The organism is Nonomuraea coxensis DSM 45129, assembly GCF_019397265.1.
Classification (GTDB): Bacteria; Actinomycetota; Actinomycetes; order Streptosporangiales; family Streptosporangiaceae; genus Nonomuraea; species Nonomuraea coxensis.
On sequence record NZ_CP068985.1, the window covers coordinates 1568811 to 1594719 of the forward strand.

Annotated in this window: 24 protein-coding genes and 1 pseudogene; 11 read left to right on the plus strand and 14 right to left on the minus strand. The window is 70.7% G+C overall.

Annotated features, from left to right (window positions below; translation table 11 throughout):
* Positions 1-12: 12 nt before the first annotated feature.
* On the minus strand, positions 13-825 hold the full coding sequence (locus Nocox_RS07675) for an SAM-dependent methyltransferase (protein WP_020546761.1): 813 nt from the start codon (positions 823-825) through the stop codon (positions 13-15).
* A gap of 76 nt (positions 826-901) precedes the next feature.
* Here Nocox_RS07675 and Nocox_RS07680 point away from each other — a divergent pair, with 76 nt between their 5' ends.
* Complete coding sequence (locus Nocox_RS07680; protein WP_020546760.1) at positions 902-1654, plus strand: helical backbone metal receptor; 753 nt, start codon at positions 902-904, stop codon at positions 1652-1654.
* Here Nocox_RS07680 and Nocox_RS07685 read toward each other — a convergent pair.
* Genes Nocox_RS07685 through Nocox_RS07700 form a run of 4 tightly spaced genes read right to left on the minus strand, consistent with a single transcriptional unit; the run spans position 1651 to position 5924 of the window.
* Positions 1651-2802: an ROK family transcriptional regulator gene (locus Nocox_RS07685; RefSeq protein ID WP_020546759.1), complete on the minus strand. Its 1152-nt coding sequence runs from the start codon at positions 2800-2802 to the stop codon at positions 1651-1653. The two genes, Nocox_RS07680 and Nocox_RS07685, sit on opposite strands and share 4 nt — an antisense overlap.
* Before the next feature lie 5 nt (positions 2803-2807).
* Positions 2808-3653 carry a carbohydrate ABC transporter permease gene (locus Nocox_RS07690; protein ID WP_026215080.1) on the minus strand — a complete coding sequence of 282 codons (846 nt, stop codon included), beginning with the start codon at positions 3651-3653 and terminating at the stop codon, positions 2808-2810.
* Positions 3640-4560, minus strand: a complete 921-nt coding sequence (locus tag Nocox_RS07695) for a carbohydrate ABC transporter permease (RefSeq protein WP_020546757.1) — start codon at positions 4558-4560, stop codon at positions 3640-3642. Before Nocox_RS07695 ends, Nocox_RS07690 begins: the two co-directional genes overlap by 14 nt.
* Entirely contained in the window at positions 4557-5924 is a 1368-nt protein-coding gene (locus Nocox_RS07700) for an ABC transporter substrate-binding protein (protein ID WP_020546756.1), read from the minus strand. Before Nocox_RS07700 ends, Nocox_RS07695 begins: the two co-directional genes overlap by 4 nt.
* Before the next feature lie 241 nt (positions 5925-6165).
* Here Nocox_RS07700 and Nocox_RS07705 point away from each other — a divergent pair, with 241 nt between their 5' ends.
* The 3 genes and pseudogenes from Nocox_RS07705 to Nocox_RS42860 all read left to right on the plus strand — a co-directional run.
* On the plus strand, positions 6166-7194 hold the full coding sequence (locus Nocox_RS07705) for a zinc-dependent alcohol dehydrogenase (RefSeq protein ID WP_020546755.1): 1029 nt from the start codon (positions 6166-6168) through the stop codon (positions 7192-7194).
* A gap of 2 nt (positions 7195-7196) precedes the next feature.
* Complete coding sequence (locus Nocox_RS07710; protein WP_020546754.1) at positions 7197-7982, plus strand: sugar phosphate isomerase/epimerase family protein; 786 nt, start codon at positions 7197-7199, stop codon at positions 7980-7982.
* A pseudogene (locus tag Nocox_RS42860) lies at positions 7913-9109 on the plus strand (MGH1-like glycoside hydrolase domain-containing protein); the annotation flags it as partial. The gene Nocox_RS07710 and the pseudogene Nocox_RS42860, both read left to right, overlap by 70 nt.
* 57 nt (positions 9110-9166) lie before the next feature.
* Here Nocox_RS42860 and Nocox_RS43920 read toward each other — a convergent pair.
* Positions 9167-10270: a zinc-binding dehydrogenase gene (locus Nocox_RS43920; RefSeq protein WP_020546752.1), complete on the minus strand. Its 1104-nt coding sequence runs from the start codon at positions 10268-10270 to the stop codon at positions 9167-9169.
* Positions 10263-11366 (minus strand): Gfo/Idh/MocA family protein, encoded by a 1104-nt coding sequence (locus Nocox_RS07720; protein WP_343224367.1) that lies wholly within the window; start codon positions 11364-11366, stop codon positions 10263-10265. Before Nocox_RS07720 ends, Nocox_RS43920 begins: the two co-directional genes overlap by 8 nt.
* Here Nocox_RS07720 and Nocox_RS07725 point away from each other — a divergent pair.
* Together Nocox_RS07725 and Nocox_RS07730 are read left to right on the plus strand one after the other, a co-directional pair.
* Positions 11334-12284: a glucosyl-3-phosphoglycerate synthase gene (locus Nocox_RS07725; protein WP_020546750.1), complete on the plus strand. Its 951-nt coding sequence runs from the start codon at positions 11334-11336 to the stop codon at positions 12282-12284. The genes Nocox_RS07720 and Nocox_RS07725 overlap by 33 nt on opposite strands.
* Positions 12281-13399: a glycosyltransferase gene (locus tag Nocox_RS07730; RefSeq protein ID WP_020546749.1), complete on the plus strand. Its 1119-nt coding sequence runs from the start codon at positions 12281-12283 to the stop codon at positions 13397-13399. Before Nocox_RS07725 ends, Nocox_RS07730 begins: the two co-directional genes overlap by 4 nt.
* Before the next feature lie 33 nt (positions 13400-13432).
* Here the strand turns inward: Nocox_RS07730 and Nocox_RS07735 are convergent, their stop codons facing one another.
* Positions 13433-14227 carry a universal stress protein gene (locus Nocox_RS07735; protein ID WP_026215078.1) on the minus strand — a complete coding sequence of 265 codons (795 nt, stop codon included), beginning with the start codon at positions 14225-14227 and terminating at the stop codon, positions 13433-13435.
* A gap of 79 nt (positions 14228-14306) precedes the next feature.
* Between Nocox_RS07735 and Nocox_RS07740 the strand changes: the two genes are divergently transcribed.
* A complete protein-coding gene (locus Nocox_RS07740) occupies positions 14307-14615 on the plus strand; it encodes a hypothetical protein (protein WP_020546747.1) in 309 nt (102 codons plus the stop codon).
* A 94-nt stretch (positions 14616-14709) separates the two neighbouring features.
* Positions 14710-15258 carry a phosphatase PAP2 family protein gene (locus Nocox_RS07745; RefSeq protein ID WP_020546746.1) on the plus strand — a complete coding sequence of 183 codons (549 nt, stop codon included), beginning with the start codon at positions 14710-14712 and terminating at the stop codon, positions 15256-15258.
* Here Nocox_RS07745 and pip read toward each other — a convergent pair.
* The 6 genes from pip to Nocox_RS07775 all read right to left on the minus strand — a co-directional run bounded on the left by pip (position 15212) and on the right by Nocox_RS07775 (position 18991).
* Positions 15212-16183, minus strand: a complete 972-nt coding sequence (gene pip, locus Nocox_RS07750; protein WP_020546745.1) for a prolyl aminopeptidase — start codon at positions 16181-16183, stop codon at positions 15212-15214. The two genes, Nocox_RS07745 and pip, sit on opposite strands and share 47 nt — an antisense overlap.
* A gap of 23 nt (positions 16184-16206) precedes the next feature.
* On the minus strand, positions 16207-16791 hold the full coding sequence (locus tag Nocox_RS07755; RefSeq protein ID WP_026215077.1) for a hypothetical protein: 585 nt from the start codon (positions 16789-16791) through the stop codon (positions 16207-16209).
* A gap of 40 nt (positions 16792-16831) precedes the next feature.
* Complete coding sequence (gene mscL, locus Nocox_RS07760; RefSeq protein ID WP_020546743.1) at positions 16832-17251, minus strand: large conductance mechanosensitive channel protein MscL; 420 nt, start codon at positions 17249-17251, stop codon at positions 16832-16834.
* 77 nt (positions 17252-17328) lie between these two features.
* Complete coding sequence (locus Nocox_RS07765) at positions 17329-17547, minus strand: DUF397 domain-containing protein (protein WP_063711709.1); 219 nt, start codon at positions 17545-17547, stop codon at positions 17329-17331.
* 166 nt (positions 17548-17713) lie between these two features.
* Positions 17714-17914: a DUF397 domain-containing protein gene (locus Nocox_RS07770; RefSeq protein ID WP_020546741.1), complete on the minus strand. Its 201-nt coding sequence runs from the start codon at positions 17912-17914 to the stop codon at positions 17714-17716.
* Positions 17915-18139: 225 nt separating this feature from the next.
* Complete coding sequence (locus Nocox_RS07775; RefSeq protein WP_020546740.1) at positions 18140-18991, minus strand: helix-turn-helix domain-containing protein; 852 nt, start codon at positions 18989-18991, stop codon at positions 18140-18142.
* 801 nt (positions 18992-19792) lie between these two features.
* Between Nocox_RS07775 and glgX the strand changes: the two genes are divergently transcribed.
* Genes glgX through treZ form a run of 3 tightly spaced genes read left to right on the plus strand, consistent with a single transcriptional unit; the run spans position 19793 to position 25755 of the window.
* The gene (glgX, locus tag Nocox_RS07780) at positions 19793-21886 is read left to right on the plus strand and encodes a glycogen debranching protein GlgX (RefSeq protein WP_020546739.1); all 2094 of its coding nucleotides are present in this window, start codon (positions 19793-19795) and stop codon (positions 21884-21886) included.
* Positions 21879-24029, plus strand: coding sequence for a malto-oligosyltrehalose synthase (gene treY, locus Nocox_RS07785; RefSeq protein WP_020546738.1), 2151 nt, complete (start codon positions 21879-21881; stop codon positions 24027-24029). Before glgX ends, treY begins: the two co-directional genes overlap by 8 nt.
* Positions 24019-25755, plus strand: a complete 1737-nt coding sequence (gene treZ / locus Nocox_RS07790) for a malto-oligosyltrehalose trehalohydrolase (protein WP_020546737.1) — start codon at positions 24019-24021, stop codon at positions 25753-25755. Before treY ends, treZ begins: the two co-directional genes overlap by 11 nt.
* Positions 25756-25909: the final 154 nt, after the last annotated feature.

Here is a 25909-nt window from a genome sequence, read left to right on the forward strand (position 1 = left end):
CGGTGCGGCGTCCTAGATCTTCCTGGCGACGCCGCACAGGGTGAGCGAGGCGTCGGGAGCCGCGACGAAGTCGACGGTGTCGGCCGGCTCGGGATGCCACTCCGGCAGCCACACCAGGCCGGGGTCCTCCAGAGCGAACCCGTCGAACAACTCCAGGATCCGCTCCCGTCCGCGCAGCGTGAGCGGCGCGTTGGAGCGTTCGTAGACCTCGGTGACGCGCTCGGCGGCGTCGGCCCGCGCCCGGAAGGCGTCGAGGGCCGCGTGGGACAGCACGAGGTAGCTGCCGGGGGCCATCGCCTCGCGCAGGGTCGCGAGGATCTCCCGCGGCCGGTCGGCGTCGGCCACGAAGTGCATGACCGCCACCAGCAGCACGCCCACCGGCCTGCTGAAGTCGATCGCCCCGAGCACCTCGGGATGGCCGATGACGTCACGGGGCTTGCGCAGGTCGCCCTGCGCCACGACCGTGCCTGGCCGGCCGCACAGCAGGGCCCGCGCGTGCACGAGCACGACCGGATCGAGGTCGACGTAGACGACCCGCGAGTCGGGGGCCACCTTGGCGGCCACCTGGTCCACGCTCTCCTGCGCCGGCAGCCCCGTGCCGAGATCGAGGAACTGCCGGATCCCGGCCTCGGCGAGGTGGCGCACCGCCCGGCCCAGGAAGGCGCGGTTGGCCCGCGCCGCGGCCCGCATCCCGGGAGCCGCCCGCAGCACGAGCTCGGCCGCCTCGCGGTCGGCCGGGAAGTGGTCCTTGCCCCCGAGGTAGTAGTCGTAGAGCCGGGCTACGTTGGGCGTGTGCGGATCGAAGCCGAGGGACTTCTGGTCCAACCGCCGTACCCCCGATCAAGAGTTGATCATCATCTGTCCCGATTCTACGGAGATCCGCTGACAGAAAGGGAGCCTTATGGATGACATCGGCGTCCCGGTGGCGGTGCCGGAGACCGTGCGGCGGATCGTGTCCCTGGTGCCGTCGCTGACCGAGGCCGTGGCGGCGACCGTGCCGGGGGCCCTGGTGGGCGCGACCGACTGGTGCTCCCACCCCGCCGATCTCGACGTGGCGAGGGTGCGCGGCACGAAGAACCCCGACCTGGAGGCGATCGTCCGGCTCAGGCCGGACGTGGTGCTGGCCAACGCCGAGGAGAACCGCCCGGCCGACCTGGAGGCCCTGCGCGCGGCCGGGCTCGCGGTGTGGGTCACCAGGATCGAGACGCTGGAGCAGGCGTTCGCCTCGCTGGAGCGGATGTTCCTGCACGCCTGCCGCACCGCCCGCCCGGCCTGGCTGGACGCGGCGCAGGCGGCCTGGCGGCGGCCCGCCCCGGCCCGCAGGCGCACGGCGGTCGTCCCGATCTGGCGGCGGCCCTGGATGGTCGTGGGCCGCGACACCTTCGCCGGCGACGTGCTCCGCCGCCTCGGCGTGGACAACCTCTACGCCGGTCACGCCGAGCGCTATCCCAAGGTCCCGCTCGCCGAGCTGGTGGCGCGGCGGCCCGGTCTCGTGGTCCTGCCCGACGAGCCCTACGCCTTCGCGGCCGGCGACGGCCCCGAGTGCTTTCCCGGCCTCGACTGCGCCCTGGTCAGCGGGCGGCTGCTCACGTGGTACGGCCCGTCGCTGACCGAGGCGGCCCGCACGCTCCCGCGCGCCCTGGGCGCCCGCTAACCGGCCGGCTTGGGCCGCAGGGCGGCGTCCACGGCGGCGGGGGAGAGCACGTGCTCCATCACGATCACCGCCATCCCTGCGATCCCCGCCCGGCCGCCCAGCGACGAGGTGACGATCTCCAGGTTCCTGGTCGTGTACGGCAGGCTCCGCCGGTAGACGACCTCGCGGATCCCGGTCAGATAGTGCTCCCGCGTCTCGGCCATGTCCCCTGCCAGCACCAGCACGGCCGGGTTGAGCAGGCTGACCGCCGTGGCCAGCACCACGCCGAGCGTGCGCCCGGCCTCCTGGGTGCGGGCGATCGCCGTGGGGTCGCCCGCCTGCACCAGCCGGACCACGTCCAGGCTGGACTCCTGGCCGAGGTCGCCGGCGAGGGCCCGCCCGCTCGCCAGCGAGGCCACGCAGCCGCGCGAGCCGCACGTGCACACGCGGTCGTCGCCCTCCCGGATGCGTACGTGCCCGATGTTGCCCGCGGCCTCCTCGACGCCCCGGTAGATCTGGCCGTCGAGCACGATGCCGGTGCCGATGCCGGTCGAGACCTTGACGAGGATCAGCGCGTCGCTCTCCCGCCAGGACGTCCACCACTCGCCCAGCGCCATCGCGTTGGCGTCGTTCTCGACCAGGATGGGCACGTCGTAGCCCGCGCCGACGGCCTCGCCCACCGGGAAGTCGTCCCAGCCGGGCATGAGGAAGGAGCGGATCACCCGCCCGTTGACGTGGTCGACGGAGCCGGGCAGGTCGAGCCCGATGCCGCACACGTCGCTCCTCGGCCGTCCGGCCCGGTCCAGTAACCGCTGGAAGCACTCGCGCACCCACGACAGCACCGCCTCGGGGCCGAGGTCGATGCGCAGCCCGGCGCTCTCCTCGGAGAGCGGGCGGGCCGCGAGGTCGGTGAGCGCCACCCGCGCGTGCTCCGCGCCGAGGTCGGCGACGAGCATCAGGCGCCGCCCGGCGTCCACGTCGAGGACCGAGGGCGGGCGCCCGCCCCCGGACGCCCCGACGCCGGACTCGTGGATGTAGCCGGCGTCGATGAGCCGGTCGACCCGGTCGGTGATCGTCGAGCGGGACAGGCCGGTGTGCTCGATGAGTTCCTTGCGCGTCCGGCAGGTGCCGTTCCTGATGACCTGGAGGATCTGCCCTGCCGTCAGCATGCGCGCTATCCCTTCTCTGCTCCAGCCGTCAGCCCTTCGGTCAGCAGGCGTTCACTGGCGAAGAACACGATCACGATCGGCAGCGTGAGGACCACCGACCCCGCCATCAGCACCGTCGTCGGGATCTCGATGCTGCCCGCGAGCTGGGACAGCCCGAGGGAGACCGTCCAGCTCTCGCGCTTGTCCACCAGGAAGAGCAGGGCGAACAGGAACTCGTTCCAGGCGATCATGAAGACGTAGAGCCCGGTGGCCATCAGCGCGGGCTTCGACAGCGGCAGCACCACGCGCCAGATGGTCGACAGTCTCGTGCATCCGTCGATCGCGGCCGCCTCCTCCACGCTCCGCGGCACGGTCTCGAAATAGTTGCGGAGCATGTATACCGTGACGGGCACCGTTTGCGCGATATAGACGAGGATCAAGCCGGCCAGGGACCCGCGCAGCCCGAGCATGGTGAAGAGCACGAACAGCGGGATGGCCAGCACGATCGCCGGGAACAGGTACACCGCGAGGAACAGGAAGTGCACCTGCCGCCGGCCGAAGAAGCGCAGCCGCGCCACCGCGTACGCGCCCGGGATCGAGATCAGCAGCGTGACCGCCACGGACGCGACGGCGACGATCGCGCTGTTGCGCATGAACGTCAGGAAGCCCTGCCGGGTCAGGACGTCCACGTACGTGTCGAGGGTGAACCGCTCCGGCCAGAGCGAGCCGGGGTCCAGGATGAGCTCCTGGATGTCACGGACCGACAGCGTCACCATGTAGAGGAACGGGAAGGCGGTGGCCAGGAAGAGCGCCAGGATCACCACCGGCCTCAGCACGCGCAGCAGCCCGCGCTCGAACCTATCTCTGCTCACGTTCGCCTCCCGCGAAGAACCGCAGGTAGATGGCCAGGAAGACGACCAGGAACACGGCGAGGACGAGGGCCTGCGCGGCCGCGGCCCCGATGTCGTCGCGCGAGGTCAGGAAGTTGTAGACCCGGACGCTGACCACCTCGGTGCCGGCCCCGCCGCCGGTCAGCAGGTAGACGTCGTCGAACTTGGTGAAGGTGAACACGAAGCGCAGCACCGACAGCAGCGCGACCGTACGCCAGAGCTGCGGCATGATCACGTACCGGAAGCGCTGGGTGGGCGTGGCGCCGTCCACCACCGCGGCCTCGTCCAGCTCCCCCGGCAGGGCCTGGAGGCGGGCCAGGATGAACAGGAACGCGAACGGGAAGTACCGCCACGCCTCGAACGCGATCACCGTGAGCAGCGCCACCGGCACCTGCACGCCCAGGAACTCGCCCTTGGCCTGGGTGAGGAAGGCGATCGGCTCCCGCAGCCAGGTGTTGACGATGCCGTACTGCGGGTTGAGCATCGTCTCCCACAGGAACGCGACGGCCACGACCGGCGCGACGTACGGGATGAGGACCGAGGCCCGCACCAGCGTCCGGCCCCGGAACCTGTCGCGCAGCGCCAGCGCCGCCACCAGCCCGATCACGATGGACAGCCCCGTGCCCGCCACCGTGTAGACGAGCGTGTTGACCAGCGACGACCAGAAGCCGGGCTCGGAGACGACGTAGCCGAAGTTCTCCAGCGTGTAGTGGCCGAAGACGCCGGTCCGCCTGATGTTGATCAGGCGGGCGTCCTGGAACGCCAGCATGATCGCCCACAGCAGCGGCACCACCACCACGGCCAGCGTGATGACGAGCGTCGGCGAGATCAGCGACAGTCCGGCCCGGCCCTCCTGCTGCCGCAGGGTGCGGGCAGGAGTCCGGCTCACTCCCTGATCCCGCGCTTGATGGACTCGACGTCGGCCTTGGCCTGGTCGGCGGCGGCCTGCGGGGTGAGCGAGCCGTCGACGAGCGCGCTCAGCGCCTTCGGCACCGGCAGCTCGCCCATCGTGGCGCCGACCAGCTTGCCCTGGCCCTGCGGGATGCCCCAGCGGGCGAAGGTGTCGGGGCTCTCGCGCAGGGTGGTGAGCACGTCGGCCGGGTAGATCTCCGACAGCGGCTTCTTGGTGTCGACGCCGGCGGGCAGCTTGTCCCACTGCTCGGCGAAGGTCGTCCTGGTGGGGAACTTGCCCTCGGGGGCCATGCCGAGCCAGCGCGCGTAGCCCTCGTCCATCAGGTACGTCACGAACGCGCTCGCCGGCTCCTTGGCGGCGTCGCGGGTGACGGCCCACGAGACGATCTCGCCGTACTGGGCGGGGGAGCCGCCGCCGGGGCCCTTGAGGGCGGTGACGATCCCGGTGTTCTTCGCGAGCCACTCCGGGTCCTTCCGGCACTCGGGGCAGCTCGGCAGCGCGTCCTTCCTGAGCCCGGCCAGCTCGTCCAGGATGAACGACGACCAGATCATCATGGCCGCCTTTCCTGAGAAGTAAGTGGCTCTTGTGGTGTCGACGTCCTGCTTGCCCTTGACCGAGTAGTTCTTGGCCAGGTTCGCATAGAACTCGAATGCCTTGACGCATTGCGGCGAATTAAGAACTACATTTCCGGAATTGTCGACCAGTTGGCAGCCGTTGGCCAGCGCCACGTGCTCGAAACTCTGCGCCGTGAACGAGTCCTTCGGCGCGATCGCCAGCGTGATGCCCGCCGTCCCGCCGGTGTTCAGCTTCCGCGCGGCGGCCTCCAGTGCCTCGTAGGTGTCCGGTGGCCGCAGCCCGGCCTTCTCGAACAGGTCCTTGCGGTAAAGGATCAACTGCGCCCATCCGTCGCTCGGCACGGCCAGCAGCTTGCCGTCCGCCGTGTCGAGCTCCAGCGCCCGAGGGGAGAAGGTGTCCCGGCCGAGCCGGTCCACGATCCTGCCGGGGGTCTCGGTGTCGAGCAGGTCGTTGGCCTCCAGCTCGCGTACCGAGGCGAGGGGCAGCGCCCCGATGACGTCGGGCAGGTCGTCCGCGGCGGCCGCCGCGGTGACGGTCTGGCTGAACTGGTCCTCGGCGACGCCCACCAGCTCCACCTGGATGCCGGTCTTCTTGGTGAACTCGGCGATGATCTGTCTCTGGACCGCCATGCGGTCCTCAAGGTTCTCCTCGGTCCACACCGTGATCTTGGGGGCCGCGCCCTGCTCCTCGCCGCCGCCGCAGGCCGTCAGCGTGGCGGTCGCCAGCAGGGCGACGGAGAGGACGGCGGTAACCTTCTTCGGCATTGCACGCTCCTCCGGTTGGGGATATGCCGCCCTTACCCCGGGATCACTTGCCGCAACGTCCGCCAGGCCAGGCGGGGACCGGTAAGGTCGCTTTCCACAAGACACGCGGTGAGAAACCCCAATTGCATCGGCCGCGTCGCGCGGAAGCCGTAGACTTACGCCGGTTAGAGGCGCAACTATCGTGTGCAAAAGACCAATAAATCTTCGACTTCTGTTTGATCATCAAGCGTAAGTGTGGGCAATGCGCGTCATCACGTTCGAGGAGCCCGGCCGCGTCCGCGTCGGCCAGGAAACTCCCGCCGACATCGTCCCCGGCTCCGTCCGGGTCAGGACGATCTACTCAGGCGTCTCGGCCGGCACCGAGCTCACCGCCTACCGCGGAACCAACCCCTATCTCAACCGCAAGTGGGACACCGAGCGCCGCCTCTTCGTCGAGGGCCGCACGCACGCCTACCCGCTGAGCGGCTGGGGCTACCAGGAGGTCGGCGAGGTGGTGGAGGCCGCTCCCGACGTCGCGGACCCGCCCGTCGGCAGCCTCGTCTGGGGCATCTGGGGCCACCGGGCCGAGGCCGTCCTGCCGGCCGGCACGCTGCTCGGGCACGTGCTGCCGCCCGGCGCCGACCCGCTCGGCGGCGTCTTCGCCCGCGTCGGCGCCATCGCGCTCAACGCCGTCCACGCCGCCGACATCCACCTCGGCGACCAGGTCGCGATCTTCGGCCAGGGCGTCATCGGCCTGCTCGCCACCCGCCTCGCCGTGCTCAGCGGCGCCCGCGTGGTCGCCGCCGACGCCATCCCCGACCGGCTGGAGCTGGCCAGGCGGTACGGCGCGGCCGAGACCTTCGACGTGCGCGCCGGCTCCGTCGCCGAGTTCACCCGCAAGCGCGTCGAGGGCGCCGACACCGTCATCGAGCTCAGCGGCACCCACCTCGGCCTGCACGAGGCCATCAGGACCGTACGCAAGGGCGGCCGGGTCGTGGCCGCCGGGTTCTACCAGGGCGACGGCGTCGGGCTGCGGCTCGGCGAGGAGTTCCACCACAACCAGGTCCAGCTCGTCTCCTCCCAGATCGGCGGCGTCGCCTCCTGGCTCAGCCACCGCTGGGACGTCGAACGTCTCCAGCGCACCTTCATGGAGCTCGTGCACCGCGGCGAGGTCGAGGTCGCCGAGCTGATCACCCACGTCGTCCCCGTCGAGCGGGCGGCCGAGGCGTTCGACCTGCTCGACAAGCACCAGTCCGAGGTGCTCCAGCTCGTCTTCCGATTCGAGGAGTGACCGTGAAGCTCGCCGTCCAGGAGCAGCTCGTGCCCGGCCGCTCGCTGCAGGAGAAGTTCGCCTTCGCCGTCGAGGCCGGCTTCGACGCGATCGAGCTGCGCGGCAAGGGCGACTTCCACTTCGCCGGCCGCCTCACCGAGCTCAAGCGGGCGCTGGCCGACGGCGTCGTCATGCCGACCGTCTGCGTGGACATGCCGCACTTCATCGGCGACTTCGACCCCGCCAAGCGCAAGGACGCGATCCAGCAGCTCCGCTCGCAGCTGACCGTCATCGGCGAGCTGGGCGGCATCGGCGTCATGACCCCCGCCTCCTGGGGCCAGTTCTCGCTCCGGCTGCCGCCGTTCGAGCCGCCGCGCAGCGCCGAGGAGGACCGCGAGGTGCTGGCCGAGGCGCTCGGCGTCCTCGGCGAGCACGCGCAGCGCAACGGCGTCCTGATCATGCTCGAACCGCTCAACCGGTACGAGAACCACATGGTCAACACCCTCGCCGACGCGGTCTCGTACTGCGCGATGGACTCCATCAGGGTCGTCGGCGACACCTACCACATGAACATCGAGGAGGACGACCCCTGCCGCGCGCTGGCCGAGGCCGCCCCCTATCTCGCCCACATGCAGATCAGCGAGTCCAACCGGAACCAGCCCGGCACCGGCCACCTCGACTGGGGCGCCCAGCTCGCCACCCTCGACGCCTACGGCTACGACGGCTACCTCGCGCTCGAATGCCGCCTGCGCGGCGAGCCCGAGGTCGTGCTCCCGCAGACCGCGGCGTTCGTCCGGAAGTTCCTGTGATCCCGCGCGAGGCCGTGCGCGTCCTGGTGTCGAACTGGGACGGCAACCACACGGTCCCCTCCCGCCGCCTCTACCCCCACCAGTGGAGCTGGGACTCCGCCTTCATCGCCATCGGCCATTCCCGCTGGTCGCCGCGGCGCGGACGCGCCGAGCTGCTCAGCCTCCTCGGCGCGCAGTGGCGTGACGGCCGGGTGCCGCACATCGTGTTCAACCCCCGGGTGCCCGAGGGCGCCTACTTCCCCGGCCCCGCCTTCTGGCAGGTGCGCGCGCCGTCCGGCACCGCGACGTCCGGCATCGTCCAGCCGCCGGTGCACGCCCTGGCCGCGTGGAAGACCCACCTGGCCGAGCCCGACCCGGCGTTCCTGCGCCGCGTCTATCCCAGGCTCGTGGCCCAGCAGGAGTTCCTGCGCGCGGCCCGGCGCTCCCCCGAGGGCCTGATCTCGATCGTGCACCCGTGGGAGTCGGGCATGGACAACAGCCCGGCCTGGGACCAGCCGCTGCAGGCCGTGCACGACCGCCCCAGCGGATACGTCCGGCGCGACCTCAACACGGTCGACGCCGACGAGCGACCGACCGACCGCGACTACGACCGTTACGTCGCCCTCGCCGCCGCCTACCGCGACTCCGGCTACCGCGCGCCCGGAGCGTTCCAGGTCGAGGACCCGCTGTTCAACGCCGCCTACGGCCAGGCCGAGCACGTGCTCGCGCTCATCGCCGCCGAGCTCGGCCTCGACCCCGAGCCGCACCGGCGCGAGGCCGCCGCCGTCACCGCCGCCATGGTCACGCACCTGTGGGACGGCGTCCTCTTCCAGCCCCGCGACCTGGTCTCCGGCCGGATGATCCGCTCCGGCAGCGCCGCCGGCCTCACCCCGCTCCTGCTGCCCGGCCTGCCGGGCGACGTGGTGGAGAGGCTGATCTCGACCGCCCTCGACCGGTTCGCGCTCAAGGACGGCGTGCTGCCCAGCTTCTCGCCGGCCTCGCCCGAGTTCGACCCGGTGCGCTACTGGCGCGGGCCGAGCTGGGTCAACCTGAGCTGGCTGATCTGGCAGGGGCTCAGCGAGCACCGCCCCGAGCTGGCCAGGCCGGTCGCCGAGGGGATCGTCCGGGTGGTCACCCGGTCGGGCTTCCGCGAGTACTTCGACCCGCTGACGCTGCGCGGCCACGGCTGCTCGGACTTCAGCTGGTCAGCCGCCCTCCTCCTGGACCTCGTCGCAGAGCACGGCCTGGAGACTCTGGCGCCGGCGGGCGGCGAGGTCGCCGAGGAACAGGGGAGCCTCCCCGAAGCCGACGAGATCGGTGACCAGGTGCCGGCGTAGCAGCGGACCCCACTCCCTGAGCAGGCCGATCGTCTCGTGCGACAGCCGCTCCCTGTCCCAGGCGTGCGCCAGCCCGCGCGGCACCCGGCCGATCTGCGCGCAGCGCACCGACAGGCCGTTGTGGTGGAACTCCTCGCCGAGCCGCACCTCGTCCGCGCCCTCGGTGTAGAAGGCCAGGTCCACGAGCGTGCCCTGAGGGCGGAGCAGGCGCAGCCCGAGCGCGAGCGCGCGGGCCCGGCCGCGGCACTGGAACACCACGTCCGCGCCGCGGTCCTGCGGGGCGTGCCGCCAGCGCCGCTTCAGCGTCACCGCCGGGTCGTCGGCCACGGCCAGGACGTTCGCGCCCAGCGCCGCGGCGACCTCCAGCCTGGCCGGGGTCTCGTCCACGACGACGACCTCGGCCGCGCCGCCGTGCATGGCGAAACAGGCCACCAGCAGGCCGACCACGCCCGCGCCCACGACCACGACCCGGCGGCCGTGCACGCCGTCGCCGAGGTGCCGCGCGGCCGGGCCGTACAGGTCGTGGGCGGCGTGCAGCAGACCGTTGGCGCAGATGGGGCCCATGTGGGCGACGTAGATGCCGAGCAGCGGGTCGAGGTCGGCGGGCAGTTCGACGAAGCGGTCGGCGAGCGGGTCGGCGACGTACGCGGTGCGGTGCCCGTACGCCATGGCGACCAGGGCGCCCTCGCGCACGGCCGCGGTCCTGGTCTCCACCACCCGGCCGACCTGCATGTAGCCGATGCCGCGGACCGGGTACTCGATCGACGGCGTGCCCGGGACGAACAGGCCGAGCTCGCGGTCGAAGGTGGCGTTCAGGTAGGGGTTGTCGCCCTTGACGTAGGTCAGCTCGGTCCCGGCGGAGACGCCGCTGTGCGTCGTCGCCACCCTGAACCCGCCCTCGGGGATCTCCGGCAGCTTCTCCTCGACGAGCGCGACCTTGCCGGGAGCCTCGATCGTGAGCACGTCACCCATCGAGCGTCACCGGCCTTCCCTCGGCGGCGGACTCGGCGAGGGCCAGGGCCAGGCGGTGGGTCCTCAGGGCTTCGCGGTACGTGGCGCGCACGTCCGCGTCCTTGCCCTGCACGGCGTCGATGAACTCGCGGTCCACGCGGGTCTTCGCGCGGCCGTCGTCCTCGATCATCCGCTCTCCGTCCACGAGCAGGTGGGTCTCGGTCAGCTCCAGCGCGATGCCGTCGGCGCAGACCTCCAGCCCTGCCCGGTGCTTGCGGGTGAGCAGGCAGGAGGTGGCCAGCATGCCGGCCGCGCCGCCGGCGAAGCGGAGGACGGCTGTGCTCGCCCGGTCCACCTCGCCGTCGGGCGCGTCGCCGGCGGCCACCGCGTGCACCATCGTGACCTCGCCGACCAGCACCCGCGCCAGGTCCAGGACGTGCACGGCCTGCTCGACGACCTGGCCGCCGGACAGGTCCCGCCGCAGCCACCAGCCGACCGGGGGGACCTTGTCCAGCCAGTGGCCGATCGCGAGCCGTACGGGGCGGCCGGCCAGCAGCTCCGTCGCCCGGTCGACGAGGTCGAGATAACGCCAGTGGTGGCCGACGGCGGACGGAAGGGATCTGCGGTCGGTTTCGGCCGCGATGGTTTCCGCGGTTCGGAGGTCCAAAGACAGTGGCTTTTCCACGAAAAGCGGCAGGTCGGACGACAAAACATCCAGTTCGGGGTTACCGTGCGCGAAAGGAGGCACGCAAACATACACCGCATCGAGACGGCCGGCACTGAGCAGGTCCGCGTGGCTGCCATAGGCGGGGGAGCCATGCCGTGAGGCGAGAGCCTCGGCCTTGGCGAGATCCGTGTCGGCGATCCCGGCGATCGTGACATCGGAGAATCCGGACAGGACGTCTGCGTGGCGGGCGGCGACATTTCCGGCACCTACGATGCCGACTCGGGTCAGTGGGGACACAACCCCGCATATGCCACATTCAGTTGCTATCAAACAAAGATGTTCGAGAGCGCATAGAACGGGCAGGTTGCGGGTCCTCATCAGAACGGGGCTGACTGCATGAAGACAGATGTGCGAGCCTTGTCCAGAGTCCAGGAGTGGTACGGCCCCCATTCGAGCACCGCCGCCGAATGGCCCGTCGACGCCTTACTGCTGGCCAAGGGAACCACCACGGTGAGCGTCGTGCTGCCGGCGCGCGACGAGGAGAGCACGGTCGGCGACATCGTCACCGTCATCCGCAGGGAGCTCGTCGAGCGGGCGCCCCTCGTCGACGAGATCCTCGTCGTCGACTCCAACTCCACCGACGCCACCGCCGAGCGGGCCCGCGCGGCGGGCGCCCGCGTCGTGGCGCAGAACGACGTGCTCTCCCACCTGCCGCCGCTGACGGGCAAGGGGGAGGCCCTGTGGAAGGGGCTCGCCGCCAGCAGCGGCGACGTCGTCGTGTTCGTGGACGCCGACCTGCGCAGCTTCGGCGCGCACTACGTCTCGGGACTGGTCGGGCCGCTGCTGGCCGACGCCGACCTCCACTTCGTCAAGGCGACCTACGAGCGGCCCTACATCGGCGCGGACGGCGTCCCGCAGCGGGGCGGCGGCGGCCGGGTCACCGAGCTGGTCGCCCGGCCGCTCATCAACCTGTTCTGGCCCGAGCTGGCCGGGTTCGCGCAGCCGCTCGGCGGCGAGTACGCGGCCCGCCGCTCCGTCCTCGAACAGGTGCCCTTCGTGACCGAGTACGGCGTCGAGTTCGGGCTGCTGGTGGACCTGCTCGACCTCGTCGGGCTGGACGCCATGGCCCAGGTCGATCTCGGCCACCGTACCCACACCCACCAGGACATGGCCGCGCTCGGCCGGATGGCCGGGCAGATCATGCTCACCGCCTGGTCCCGCCTGGAAGGGCAGGGCCGGGTCATGGCGTCGGAACCTCCCGCCCACACCCTGCTCCAGTGGGGACTCGACGGCGACGCCGACCTGGTGGACGTGGCCGTGGCCGAGCGTCCCCCGCTCGCTTCCGTTCTGGAGGAGGACCCGGCGTGAAGGTGCTCATGAACGCGGGGCCGTGGCTCACCGTGCCGCCCCCTGGCTACGGCGGGATCGAGAACGTCGTCGCCACGCTCGTGCCCGCGCTGCGCGAGCACGGGGTGGAGGTGGTCCTCGCCTCCGTCGGGAGCAGCGACCTGGAAGTGGACGAGCTGATCAGCGTCTTCGACGACGGCCGGTTCGGGGAGCTGCAGAAGCCGTACAACCAGGTGATGGGCCTCGCCCATGCCCACCAGGCGCGGATCGTCGCCGAGCTGCGGGGGCGCGACGACATCGACCTCGTCCACGACCACCTGGAGGTCGTGGGCCCGGCGGTGCTGGCCGCGTACGGCGGGCCGCCCGTCCTCCACACCCTCCACTGGGACCTGCGCAAACACCCCCAGTTCTACGGGGCGTTCCCGTCGTCGATCAAGGTGAACGGCGTCTCGGAGTCGCAGCTCGCCCGCGCCCCCGAGGCCCTGCGCGCCGCCTCCCTCGGCGCGATCCACCTGGCGACGCCGCTCGCCGGCCGGCGGGTGGAGGCCGGGCGCGGCGAGCACCTGATCGTCATGGGCCGCGTCTGCGGGCTCAAGGGACAGCACGTGGCGGCCCGCGTCTGCCAGAAGCTCGGGCTGCCGCTGGTGCTGGCCGGGCCGGTCAGCGGCCGCGACAGCCAGGCCGAGCTGGACGCCGTCGCCCAGGACCCCGACCATCCGCTGCACGGCCACCCCGACGTGCGCTACCACCTCGACCAGGTGACCCCGTACCTGGACGGGGACCTCGTGAAGTGGGTCGGCGCGGTGGGCGGCGAGGAGCGCGACCGGCTCTACGCCTCGGCGCGGGCCGCGCTCTTCCCCATCCAGTGGGACGAGCCGGGCGGCACCGCCGTCGTCGAGGCGCTGGCGCTCGGCGTGCCTCCCGTCGGGCTGCGCCGCGGCTGCCTGCCGGAGATCATCGATCACGGGCGCACCGGCTTCCTGGCCGACACCGAGGAGGAGCTGGCCGAGTGGCTGCTGCGGATCGACGAGATCGATCCGGAGGAGTGCCGCGCGGAGGCCCGCCGCCGCTTCTCGCCGTCGGTGATGGGCGAACGCTACCTGGAGCTGTACGAGCAGGTCCTGCGCGGTGCCTGACGCCGGAGGGCCGCCTTCCGCGAGGGAGGCGGCCTAGGAGAAGCCCCGTGGCAGCACGGTGACGGGGCAGGGGGAGGCCCGCAGCATCTTCATCGCCAGCTCGCCGAGGAACACCCGGTGCGGCTGGGCGTCCTCGCTGGCCGCGCAGACCAGCAGCTCGCCGGGCAGCCACTCGACGCCGGCCATCGCCGCCGCCACGTCGTGGCCCTCGGCCACCTCCGCCTCCGCCTCGATGCCGGTGCCCTCCCAGGCCAGCCGGACGGCGAGCGCGAGGTCGTCCCTGAGCCTGCTCTGGTCCTCGGTGCGCAGGTCGAACGTGATCAGCCGCAGCGGCACCCCCAGCCGCAGCGCCGCCTGCGCCACCCGCCCGACGGCCGCGTCGCACTGCGGCCGGTGCACGTACGCCAGGGTGAGCCTGGCCAGTTTGCCGGCCGGGACGTACTGGGCGGGCGCCACCATGACCGCCTCCGGCGACAGGTGGAGGAGGTGGTCGGCGGTGGTGCCGATGGCGATGCGCCCGTGCTGCCCGCCGGCCGCCGAGCCGACCACGACGAGGTCGGCCCGTATCCGGCTGGCCAGCACGGCGAGGCCGCGCCCGCTGCCCCGGCTCTCGTAGGCGAGGTATTCGGCGGGGGCGTCCCCCAGCTCCTCGGCCGCGTGCGCCAGGTTGGCCTGCGCCTCCACCGCCAGCCCGGGGCTCCCGGGCGGGTAGATCGTCGCCACCGTGAGCTCGCCGCCGGTCACGCTCGTGATGGCCGCGCCCAGCGCCAGAGCCTCCCGCCCGCCCGGCTCGCCGGTGTAGCCGACGATCACGTGCTCTCCGATCACGAATGCCCTCTTACCCGCTTCGAGCAGGGAATACGCGGCATCTCGCCGAACGTTGCAAACGTGCGGAGGCGCAAAGACAGTGAAGATCACTCTTGACACCACGTTCAATGGCTCTCTCGGACAGGTCACCCTCAGCCAGGCCGTTCAGCGGCTCCGGGAGCGCGACCTCGCCTGCACCGTCCCGGCCGACGCCGTGGACCGCAAGGTCACCGTCTTCACCGACTGCGTGAAGCGCGGGTTCACGCCGCTCCGCAGCGAGATCATGGCGGCCTACTACGTGGCCGAGCGCGACGCCGCCATCGAGGCGTTCGACCGCGGGCTGATCACGCAGAGCGAGCTGGAGAGCCGCCAGGCGCAGCTCGTCCGCCTGCTCATCAATGGATCTTGAAGACTTTTTCCCAACATTCCGCCATAAGGTCGAGGCGTACGAGCACCGAAGTCCTTAAGGTCGTGTCCACTGCCCGTTCACGGATTGGACACCGGTGTACCGCGACATCGTCGACTTCGCCTCCAGCACGCCCGCGTGGCTGCACACGCTCGCCGAGGTAGGGACCGACGCCGGGTTATTCCTGTTCGCGGCGCTGTTCGTGATGGCGTTCCTGCGCGCGTGGCGGGCGCCGGCGCGCGACCTGGCCCTGGTGATGGCGGGGCCGGTCGGGATCGTGCTGGCGTACGTCCTCAGCGAGGTCATCAAGATCTTCGTACGGGAGGACCGGCCCTGCCGGGGCGTGCCCACGACCATCGCGGCCTGCCCGCCGGTCACCGACTGGTCCTTCCCCAGCAACCATGCGGTGATCGCGGCGGGCGCGGCGGCCACGCTCGTGCTCGTCTGGCGCGCCCTCGCGTGGCTGGTCGTCCCGCTGGCCGTCGTCATGGCGTTCTCGCGGGTGTTCGTGGGGGTGCACTACCCGCACGACGTGATCGTGGGCTTCCTGCTCGGGGCCGTGCTCGCGCCGCTGTTCGCCCTGCTGGCGGTGGGGGCGTTCACCCCTGCCGTACGGCTGGTGCGAACCCGTCTGTCGCCGCGATGAGCCGGTCGAGGATGCCGGGCTCCGTCCAGGCGTGCCCCGCGTCGTCCACCACGTGGAACTCGGCCTCGGGCCACGCCTGGTGCAGGTCCCAGGCGGTGGCCATGGGCGTGCAGGCGTCGTAGCGGCCCTGCACGATCACCGCCGGGATGTGGCGGATCTTGCCGACGTCCCGGATGAGCTGGTCGGGGCCGAGCCAGCCGCCGTGCGTGAAGTAGTGGTTCTCGATCCGGGCGAAGGCGACCGCCATCCGGTCCTCGCCGAACTCGGTGACCAGCGCGGGGTCGGGCCGCAGCGTGATCGTCCCGGCCTCCCACTGGGCCCACGCCCTGGCCGCCGCCAGCCGGGCCGCGTCGTCGTCGCCCTCCAGCCGCCTGCGGAAGGCCGCGACGAGGTCGCCGCGCTCCTCCTCGGGGATCGGGGCCAGGTAGCCCTGCCAGAGGTCGGGGAACAGGAAGCTCGCCCCCTCCTGGTAGAACCAGCGCAGCTCCTGCGGGCGCAGCGTGAAGATGCCGCGCAGCACCAGCTCGGTCACCCGCTCCGGATGCGTCTGCGCGTAGGCGAGCGCCAGCGCGCTGCCCCACGAGCCGCCGAACACCTGCCACCGCTCGATGCCGAGGTGCTCGCGCAGCCGCTCCATGTCCGCCACCAGGTGCCAGGTGGTGTTGGCCGACAGGTCGGTGGCCGGGTCGCTCGCGTGCGGCGTGCTCCGGCCGCAGTTGCGCTGGTCGAACAGCACGATCCGGTAGCGCTCGGGGTCCCACTGGCGCCGGTGCTTGGCGCTGCACCCGCCGCCCGGCCCGCCGTGCAGCATCACGGCCGGCTTGCCGTCCGGGTTGCCGCAGGTCTCCCAGTAGACGTGGTTGCCGTCGCCGACGTCGAGCAGTCCGGAGGCGTCGGGTTCGATGGGCGGGTACAGAGTTCTCATGGACACCGATCCTGCCGCATCCGCTACGCGGCCCACTCGTGGCGGGTGAGGAAGGACCGGTCGCCGGTGGCGTACTCGCGGAAGGCGCGGCGCACCTCCTCCAGCTCCGTCACCGTCGTCCGGACCAGCGTCCCTTCCTTGTACTCCAGCTCGTAGCCGGGCGACACCTGGATGAAGTGCCGCCCGAAGTTCACCAGCGCCGCGAACGGGTTCTGGGCCGACAACGTGCCCAGCACGTCGTCGACCAGCCCCAGGTCCGGATCGTGCACGATCATGCCGTCGCCGGTGTGCAGCTGCATGCCCTCGTACACGCCGAGCGGCGCGACGTTGTGCACGAGGTCGCGCTGCGGGTCGTAACACACCAGGCCGTGCGCCCGCGCGATCGTGAAGACCTGCGCGGACAGCTCGTCCATGCTGTCGAGGTCCATGGACACGAGCACGTGACCGTCCGGGTAGAGCCGGACCTCGCCGGGCAGCTCCTTGACGACCTCGGGCGCGAGGCCCGCCCCGTCGGCCGGCTCGGCGCGCTTGACCGCCAGGTAGGTGGCGCGGGCCTGATCCCTGCCGATCGGCTCCGGCTCGTCCCAGACCATCAACTCAACGCTCATCGGTCCATCTTGTCGGACCCGCTCCGCGGGTCGCGCGCGACTACACCGGTTTTTCCGAGTTCGGCACCAACTCCACGGTGCAGTTGGCGCACCGCCGCGCCTCCACCGGGATGTCGCTGAGACACTCGGGGCACTCCTTCGTCGTCGCCTTCTTGTCCCGCTCCACCCACTTGATCAGCCGTGTCATCGGCGTCACCACCAGCCAGTACACGACCGCCGCGATGATCAGGAACGTGATGAGGTGGTTGAGGAAGTCGCCGTACTTGAACTCGCTGCCGTTGACGGTGAAGGAGTAGTTGGCGAAGTTCGGTTGCCTGCCGCCGGTGACGGCGCCGATCAGTGGGGTGATTAGGTCGGTGACCAGCGCCTGGACGAGCCCGCTGAAGGTGGCGCCGACGATCACCGCCACCGCCAGCTCGACGATGTTGCCACGGAGTAAGAACTGCTTGAAACCGCCCATGAGGTCGGCATATTGCCCGGGTGAACGATCTGAAACCCGCTCGCCCGGTTTCGGGCCCGTGAGAACGTCTGGGGCGATCAGGCCCCGGGTGCGAGCCGTTCGAGATCGAAGTGCCCGTCCTTCACCCCTCGGATGAAGTCGGACCATTCGTCGACCGAGAACGGCAGGACGGCACCGCTGGCGTCCTGGCTACCCCGCACCCAGACCTTGCCGTCCAGCATTGCAACTTCGACACAGCTGCCGCCATTGCAATACCGATGCCAGATGGCATGATCACGGGCAGGCGGGCGATCCATGCACTACCTCCCAAAGGTAGGCGACGAAGATATTGCGCCGTCGGGCATTTTACCCAGATGTCGCAAAGAGATTCATTACGCCGGTGAATCGGGAGGGCAGTGTGGGGCTCGTGATACTGAAGGGCGGTCACGCCACGTGGCCGCCCTCACATCCAGTTTCCTTCGCTCAGCGGGACTCGCGCACGCCTCCCACGAAGCGGCTCCATTCCGTGAGCGTGAACGTGAGAACGGGGCTCTCGGGATTCTTGTTGTCGCGCACGCCTATGGTGTCGGAGGAGAGCAGGGCGACCTCGACGCAGTTGCCGCCGTTGCAGTAGGACGAGGTGCGCCACTGTGGATGCGTGTCGAGGTCCATGTTGTCGGACATCGTCTCTCCTCATTGTGCTTGACGAATAAGCGCCCGGCGACGTCATGTCGTCACCGGACGCGCAATATCGTTGATCTGTGGGGACGCCCGCGATGCCTGCCGCCGTGCGGGACGCCTGGTGGTGGACTCCAACAATTGCACTTTCCAGCGGCGATTGCCAGTGTAGCGGTGCGCTTGGGTGTCGCCGGACTCGTGCTCGGTCGAGACGCTAAGGCATATTGTGAGTTATGTGAAGTTTGTCGCTATTGTGGCGATGCGATTCCTCGACTCCTGGGAGCCCAGTGCCTCCGCGCGGACGTGGTCGATGATTTCCCTGAAGAGTAGCACCTTTTCGTCGTCTTCCGTATAAAAAAGACCTATCTGGTGCTCAACAAACACAATGTCCGCGATGCCAGATTTGCGATCGAACTCCACCAGCCGGAACGGGCTGTCGAAGCCCATGTGCGCGCCGGCGGTGAAGGGGATCACCTGGATGGTGACGTGCGGAAGGTGCGAGAGTTCAAGGAGATGGTGCAACTGCTCGTGCATGGTCTGCCGGCTGCCGACATGCCGATGAAGTGCTGATTCGTCGAGCAGCACCCAGTAGCGTGGGGGGTCGTTCCGGTAGATCAGCTCGTTCTTGCGCTTCTCGCGAGACTTGACCCTCTCCTCCAGGATGTCGGGACGGATGCGGGGCAGCCAGCCGCGGATGACCGCGCGGGCGTAGTCCTCTGTCTGGATCACGCCGGGGATCATGGTGATCGGGTACTCGGTGATCGCGGACGCGCCGGCTTCCAGGCCCAGCATCGGCTGGAAATTGGCGTCGTCGTAGTCCTGCCACCACTCTTTCCTGCGCGCGTCCTTGGCGAGGTTCATCAGCTCCGCCGCCTGCGACTCGGGCAGCCTGTAGAGCCGGCAAAGATCACGGACGTCACGCAGGCTCGCCCGCCTCTGGCTGGTCTCTATGCGGCTGATCTTCGTGGCGGAGCAGAGCAGGTGTTCGGCGACGTCGGCGATGCTGAGCCCCTGCTCATGGCGTAGCTCGCGCAACCGCATGGCGAGCTGGCGCTGTCGGAGAGTGGGATTGGGGGCGGTCATCGCATCTCTTCCGGAGTTCGACGCGGCGTTCGTCGCGGCGTTCGTCGCGGATCGTACCCACGTGCGCCGTGATTCAACGTTAGGTAATCGTCACCGGCACGTTCGTATGGCAAGTGCCAACGGCAGGTGGCTTCGCTGCGAATCGGGGTAAACCAATCATCAGCCACCGGAGAGGAGCCGCCTCGAAATCGATGATCGTCATTCACCCCGAGAAATGCCGCGACGTTGATGTCCGCGGGCGGCCCTGCTAGACCGCCCGGGACGCCGGGCTGGGACGTGATTGCCGCGTTTCCCAGTCACGTGATCATCCGCTCCTGCCAGAGCATGAGGACGATCTTCTATGGATTTTAGCAATTCAATCGGCGATTCGCCGCTGCCCTGCGCCGCCTGATGATGCCGGGCCCGTACGCCCGCGGGGGGCGTACGAGGGCCCGATGAGCGGCGGAGGCGGACGACGGGGTCCGTCTCCGGCCGAGTTCGCAGTCTGCCTCGGGTGCTATCACCGGCGGCCGTTCGAGGGGCCGTCGGGGTAGGGGGCCCGCCCGGGGCGGGCTGTGAGAGGGAGCCGCCTCCGGCGCCGCGCCGCCGGGGGCGGCTCAGTCATGTCCGGCCCGTGTGCTCAGGGCCCGGGGCGTCGCCCGCGGAACACGCCGGGGCCGCTACCCGTCCGCGGCAGGTCGGCGCGGAGAGGATAAGCGGATGACTGGAACGTCCGCGATCGGGCAGTGCTGGCCCGGCTGCCGGGCTTGTCGGGTGACGCGGGGGGAACAGAACATGGGGAGAAAGCGCAAGGGAGCCTCGATGATCGAAGTGTGGCCGGGAGACCCGTATCCGCTCGGGGCGACCTACGACGGCGCGGGGACCAACTTCTCGGTCTACACCGAGGTCGCCGACAAGGTCGAGCTGTGCCTGTTCGACGACAACAACGTCGAGTCGCGGGTGCCGCTCACCGAGGTGGACGGGTTCATCTGGCACGGCTACCTGCCGGGGATCGGGCCGGGCCAGCGCTACGGCTACCGCGTCCACGGGCCGTACGAGCCGCAGCACGGCCTGCGCTGCAATCCGAACAAGCTGCTGCTCGACCCGTACGCGATGGCCATCGAAGGCGACGTGAAGTGGGACGAGGCGGTGTACGGCTACCGCTTCGGCAGCCCCGACACCCGCAACGACATGGACTCGGCCCCCTACGTCCAGCGCTCGATCGTCATCAACCCGTTCTTCGGCTGGGGCCACGACCGGCCGCCCGCGACGCCGTACCACGACACGGTGATCTACGAGGCGCACGTGCGCGGGCTGACGATCAGCCATCCGAAGATCCCGGAGCACCTGCGCGGCACGTACGCGGCCCTCGGGCACCCGGAGATCCTCGACCACCTCACCAAGCTCGGCGTGACCGCGCTGGAGCTGATGCCGGTGCACCAGTTCGTGACGGACCACATCCTGGAGGAGCGCGGGCTGTCCAACTACTGGGGCTACAACTCGATCGGCTTCTTCGCCCCGCACAACCGCTACTCCAGCCAGGGGCAGCGCGGCGGCCAGGTGCTGGAGTTCAAGGCGATGGTGCGGGCGCTGCACGAGGCGGGCATCGAGGTGATCCTCGACGTGGTCTACAACCACACCGCAGAGGGCAACCACCTGGGCCCCACCCTGGGCTTCCGCGGGATCGACAACGTCAACTACTACCGCGTCGTGGACGACGACAAGCGCTATTACCTCGACACCACGGGCACCGGCAACAGCCTGCTCATGCGGTCGCCGCACGTCCTCCAGATGATCATGGACTCGCTGCGCTACTGGGTCATCGAGATGCACGTGGACGGCTTCCGGTTCGACCTCGCCTCCACCCTCGCGCGGGAGCTGCACGAGGTCGACCGGCTGAGCGCCTTCTTCGACCTGGTCCAGCAGGACCCGGTGCTGTCCCAGGTCAAGCTGATCGCCGAGCCGTGGGACGTCGGCCCCGGCGGCTACCAGGTCGGCAACTTCCCCTCCCGCTGGACGGAGTGGAACGGCCGCTACCGCGACACCATCCGCGACCTGTGGCGGGGGCAGCCGGCGACGCTGCCGGAGTTCGGCTCCCGCTTCACCGGCTCCAGCGACCTCTACCAGGACGACAGCCGCCGCCCGGCCGCCTCGATCAACTTCGTCACCTGCCACGACGGCTTCACGCTGCAGGACCTCGTGTCGTACAACCACAAGCACAACGAGGCGAACAAGGAGGGCAACCGCGACGGCACCGACGACAACAGGTCGTGGAACTGCGGCGAGGAGGGCACGGCCGGCATCGCCATCGAGGCGCTGCGCGAGCAGCAGAAGCGCAACTTCCTCACCACGCTGTTCCTGTCGCAGGGCGTCCCGATGCTCTCCCACGGCGACGAGCTGGGCCGCACCCAGAAGGGCAACAACAACGGCTACTGCCAGGACAACGAGCTGACCTGGGTCGACTGGTCGGACGTGCGCGAGAACTGGCTGCTGCTGGAGTTCACGCAGCGGCTGGCCGAGCTGCGCAAGAAGCACCCGGTCTTCCGGCGCAGGAGGTTCTTCTACGGCAAGCCGGTACGCGGCCTCAGCGACATCGCCTGGCTCACCCCGTCCGGGGAGGAGATGACGGACAGCGACTGGAACGTCGGCTACGCGAAGTCCCTCGCGGTCTTCCTCAACGGCGAGGCCATCACCGAGCCCGACCGGCGCGGCCGGCCGATCCGCGACGACTCCTTCCTCCTGCTGTTCAACGCGCACCACGACACCATCACGTTCACGATCCCCAAGGACTACGGCGAGATGTGGCACACGGAGATCGACACCGCGATGCCGATCATGCTCGACGCGCGGATGTGCCGCGGCGGCGAGGCGATCGAGGTCCCCGGCAGGAGCGTGCGGGTGCTGCGCCGTGTCTAGGCGGCCGACCTCGACGTACCGGCTGCAGCTGACCCCCGGCTTCGGCTTCGCGGAGGTGGCGGGGATCGCCGGCTACCTGCGCGACCTCGGCGTCAGCCACGTCTACCTGTCGCCGGTGCTGGAGGCCGCGCCGGGGTCGCGGCACGGCTACGACGTCACCGACCACTCCAGGATCAGGGAGGCGTTCGGCGGGGCGAGCGGGTTCAGGGAGATGGCGCAGACGCTCGCCGCGCACGATCTGGGGGTGGTCGTCGACATCGTCCCCAACCACATGAACACGGAGAACCCCGCGTTCTGGTCGGTGCTCAAGGACGGCCCGGACTCCCCGTACGCGGCCTGGTTCGACATCGCGTGGGACGAGGACGGCAAGGTCGCGCTGCCGGTGCTGGGCGACGACACCGAGCCGGTCGTGGACGGCGACGTGCTGCGCTACCACGAGCACGCCTACCCGCATCCCGGACACTACCGGCTGGTCGACTGGCGGCAGGGCCCCGGCTACCGGCGCTTCTTCGACGTCTCGACGCTCATCGGGCTGCGCGTCGAGGATCCCGCGGTGCTGTTCGCCACGCACGAGGTGATCTTCTGGCTGCTCGACGAGGGGCTGGTGGACGGGCTGCGCGTCGACCACCCCGACGGCCTGGCCGACCCGCGCGGCTACCTGGAGCGGCTGCGCGCCCGTACCGGCGAGAAGACCTGGACGGTCGTCGAGAAGATCCTCATCGGCCCGGAGCGGCTGCCCGCCGACTGGCCCTGCGACGGCACCACCGGCTACGAGGTGCTCAACCGGGTCAACGGCCTGTTCGTGGACCCGGCGGGCGGGGAGGCGCTGGTCCGGCTGTTCACCGAGCTGACCGGGCAGCCCGCCGACTACCGGCGGGTGATGCTGGAGTCCAAGCGCGAGGTGCTGGAGCTGTTCTTCCGCCCCGAGGTCGAGCGGCTGGCCGCGTCGGCCGGCTGCCCGCCGGACGCGGTGCGCGAGCTGCTGGCCGCGATGCCGGTCTACCGCGCGTACGTGGTGCCCGGCGAGCCGCCGCCCCCCGAGTCCGTCGAGATCGTCGAGCTGGCCGCCGCGTCCTGCTCGGCGGCCGTCGCGCCGCTGGTCCACGAGGTGCTGTACGGCTCCGCGGAGACGATCACCCGCTTCCAGCAGGCGTGCGGCCCCGTCATGGCCAAGGGCGTGGAGGACACCGCGCTCTACCGGTGGTTCCCGCTGGCCTGCCTCAACGAGGTGGGCGGGGAGCCGGACGTGTTCGGCACCTCGGTGGCGGAGTTCCACGAGTTCTGCGCCGGGATGCTCCCGTACACGATGACGACCCTCTCCACGCACGACACCAAACGCTCCGAGGACGTGCGGGCGCGGCTGTCGGTGCTGTCGGAGCTGCCGGAGGAGTGGGCCGACGCGGTCGCGCAGTGGTCGGCCGCCGTGAGCTTCGACCCCCACCTCGACTACCTGGCCTGGCAGAACCTCATGGCCGCCTGGCCGATCTCGGCCGAGAGGTTCGCGGACTACCTGCTCAAGGCGGCGCGGGAGGCCAAGACCAGGATCTCGTGGGTCGCTCCCGACCCGGTGTACGAGGAGGGGCTGCGGACGTTCGCCGAGGCGGCGGTGCGGCTGCCGATCGGCAAGTTCACCGAGCGGATCGAGCCGTACGCGATGGCGAACTCGCTGGGCGCCAAGCTCGTGCAGCTCATGATGCCCGGCGTGCCCGACGTCTACCAGGGCAACGAGAAGAGCGACTTCTCGCTGGTGGACCCCGACAACCGGCGGCCCGTCGGCTTCCCCGCCGAGCCCGCGACCCCCTGGGACGCGGCCAAGCTGCTGGTCACCCGGCAGGCGCTGCGGCTGCGGCGGCGGCTCGGGGGCGGGGCGGCGTACCTGCCGCTGGAGGCCGACGGGCCCGCGGCCGGGCACGCGGTCGCCTTCGCCCGCGGCGAGGACGGGCACGGGCTGCCCCGCGCGGTCGCCGTCGCCACCCGGCTGCCGGTGCGGCTGGCCCGTACGGGATGGGGCGGCACGTCGCTCTCCCTGCCCCCGGGAACGTGGCGCGACCTGCTCACCGGCGCGCGGCACACCGGCCGTGTCCCCCTCGCGCACCTGCTCGGTCAGTATCCGGTCGCACTGCTGGAGAGACATGATCTTTGAGGTCTGGGCGCCGGCCGCCACGGCGGTCGAGGTGCAGGTGCGGGGCTCACGCCGGCCGATGTCCCCCGGGGCCGGTGGCTGGTGGTCGGCCGAGGTCGAGGGGGCGGGGCACGGCACCCGGTACGCGTTCGTGGTGGACGGCGACGGGCCCTACCCCGACCCGCGCTCGCGCCGGCAGCCGGAGGGCGTCTTCGGGCCGAGCGCGGTCTACGACCACGCCAGGTTCACCTGGTCCGACCACGACTGGAAGGGGCGGGACCTGCGCGGTTCCGTCATCTACGAGCTGCACGTCGGGACGTTCACACAGGAGGGCACGTTCCACGCGGCGATCGAGAAGCTGGACCACCTCGTCGAGCTGGGCGTCGACCTCGTGGAGATCATGCCGGTCGCCCCGGTGCCCGGCGGTCGCAACTGGGGGTACGACGGGGTCGACCTCTACGCGGTGAACGAGACGTACGGGGGGCCCGACGGGCTCAAGTCGTTCGTGGACGCCTGCCACCGGGCCGGCCTCGGCGTGATCCTCGACGTCGTCCACAACCACCTGGGGCCGTCGGGGAACTTCCTGCGCCCGTTCGGGCCGTACTTCGCCGGCTACCGCGGCAGCTACTGGGGCGACGCGGTCAACCTCGACGGGCCCGGCTCCGACGAGGTGCGGCGCTATTTCGTCGGCAACGCGCTCCAGTGGTTGCGCGACTACCACGTGGACGGGCTGCGGCTCGACGCCGTGCACGCGCTGCACGACTCCCGCGCCACGCACCTGCTGGCCGAGCTGTCCGCCGAGGTGGACGCGCTGGCCTGCGCCGTCGGCCGGCCGCTGGCGCTGATCGCCGAGTCCGACCTCAACGACCCGCGCATGGTGCTGCCGCTGGAGGCGGGCGGGCTGGGCATGACCGCGCAATGGGACGACGACGTTCACCACGCGCTGCACTGCGCGGTCAGCGGCGAGAGCCACGGCTACTACGAGGACTTCGCGGGGCTGCCGGCGCTGGCCAAGGTGCTGACCGGCGGGGTGCTGCACGACGGGACGTACTCCAGCTTCCGCGGGCGCTCCCACGGGCGGCCGTACGCGGGCGTGCCGGGCCACCGCCTCGTGGCCTGCCTGCAGAACCACGACCAGATCGGCAACCGGCCCCGCGGCGACCGGCTGCCCCTCCCGGCGCTGAAGCTGGGGGCGGGGCTGCTGCTGACCTCGCCGTTCACGCCGATGCTGTTCATGGGGGAGGAGTGGGGGGCGCGCTCCCCCTTCCTGTTCTTCTCCGACCACGTCGAGCCGCGGCTCCGGGAGAGCGAGGCGGAGCGGCGGGAGCGCGAGTTCGACGGGTTCGGGTACGTGTGGGACGCGCCCGACCCCTCGGACGAGGAGACGTTCCTGCGGTCCAAGCTGGACTGGACCGAGCTCAAGGAGGAGGCGCACTGGTCGCTGCTGTGCTGGTACCGGGACCTCGTCGCGCTGCGCAAGGCCCTGCCCGAGCTGTCCGACCCGCGGATGGAGCGAGTCAGGGTGGAGGTGGACCCGGGCGGGAAGTGGCTGGTCATGTGGCGGGGATCGCTGGCGGTCAGCGTGAACTTCGCCGAGGAGGCGGTGAGCGTGCCGGTGAGGGCGGGGGCGGTGCTGCTGGCGTCCGACGAGCCGGTGGGGGCGGGGGAGGACGGCCGGCTGCGCCTGCCCGGCCAGTCGATGGCGATCAGCCGCCCTGACGCCGCCCGGACGTCCGGCGCCGCCTGACCCGGGCCGCCTGACCCGGGCCGCCTGACCCGGGCCGCCTGACCCGGGCTTGTCGCTTGTCCACAGGGCGGGCTGCGATGTCGTCGTCATCCACAGAATCGCGTTCGCCGCTCTGCCGCCCGGCCTCCGTGCCTGATCCTGAGTGCCGCACTCG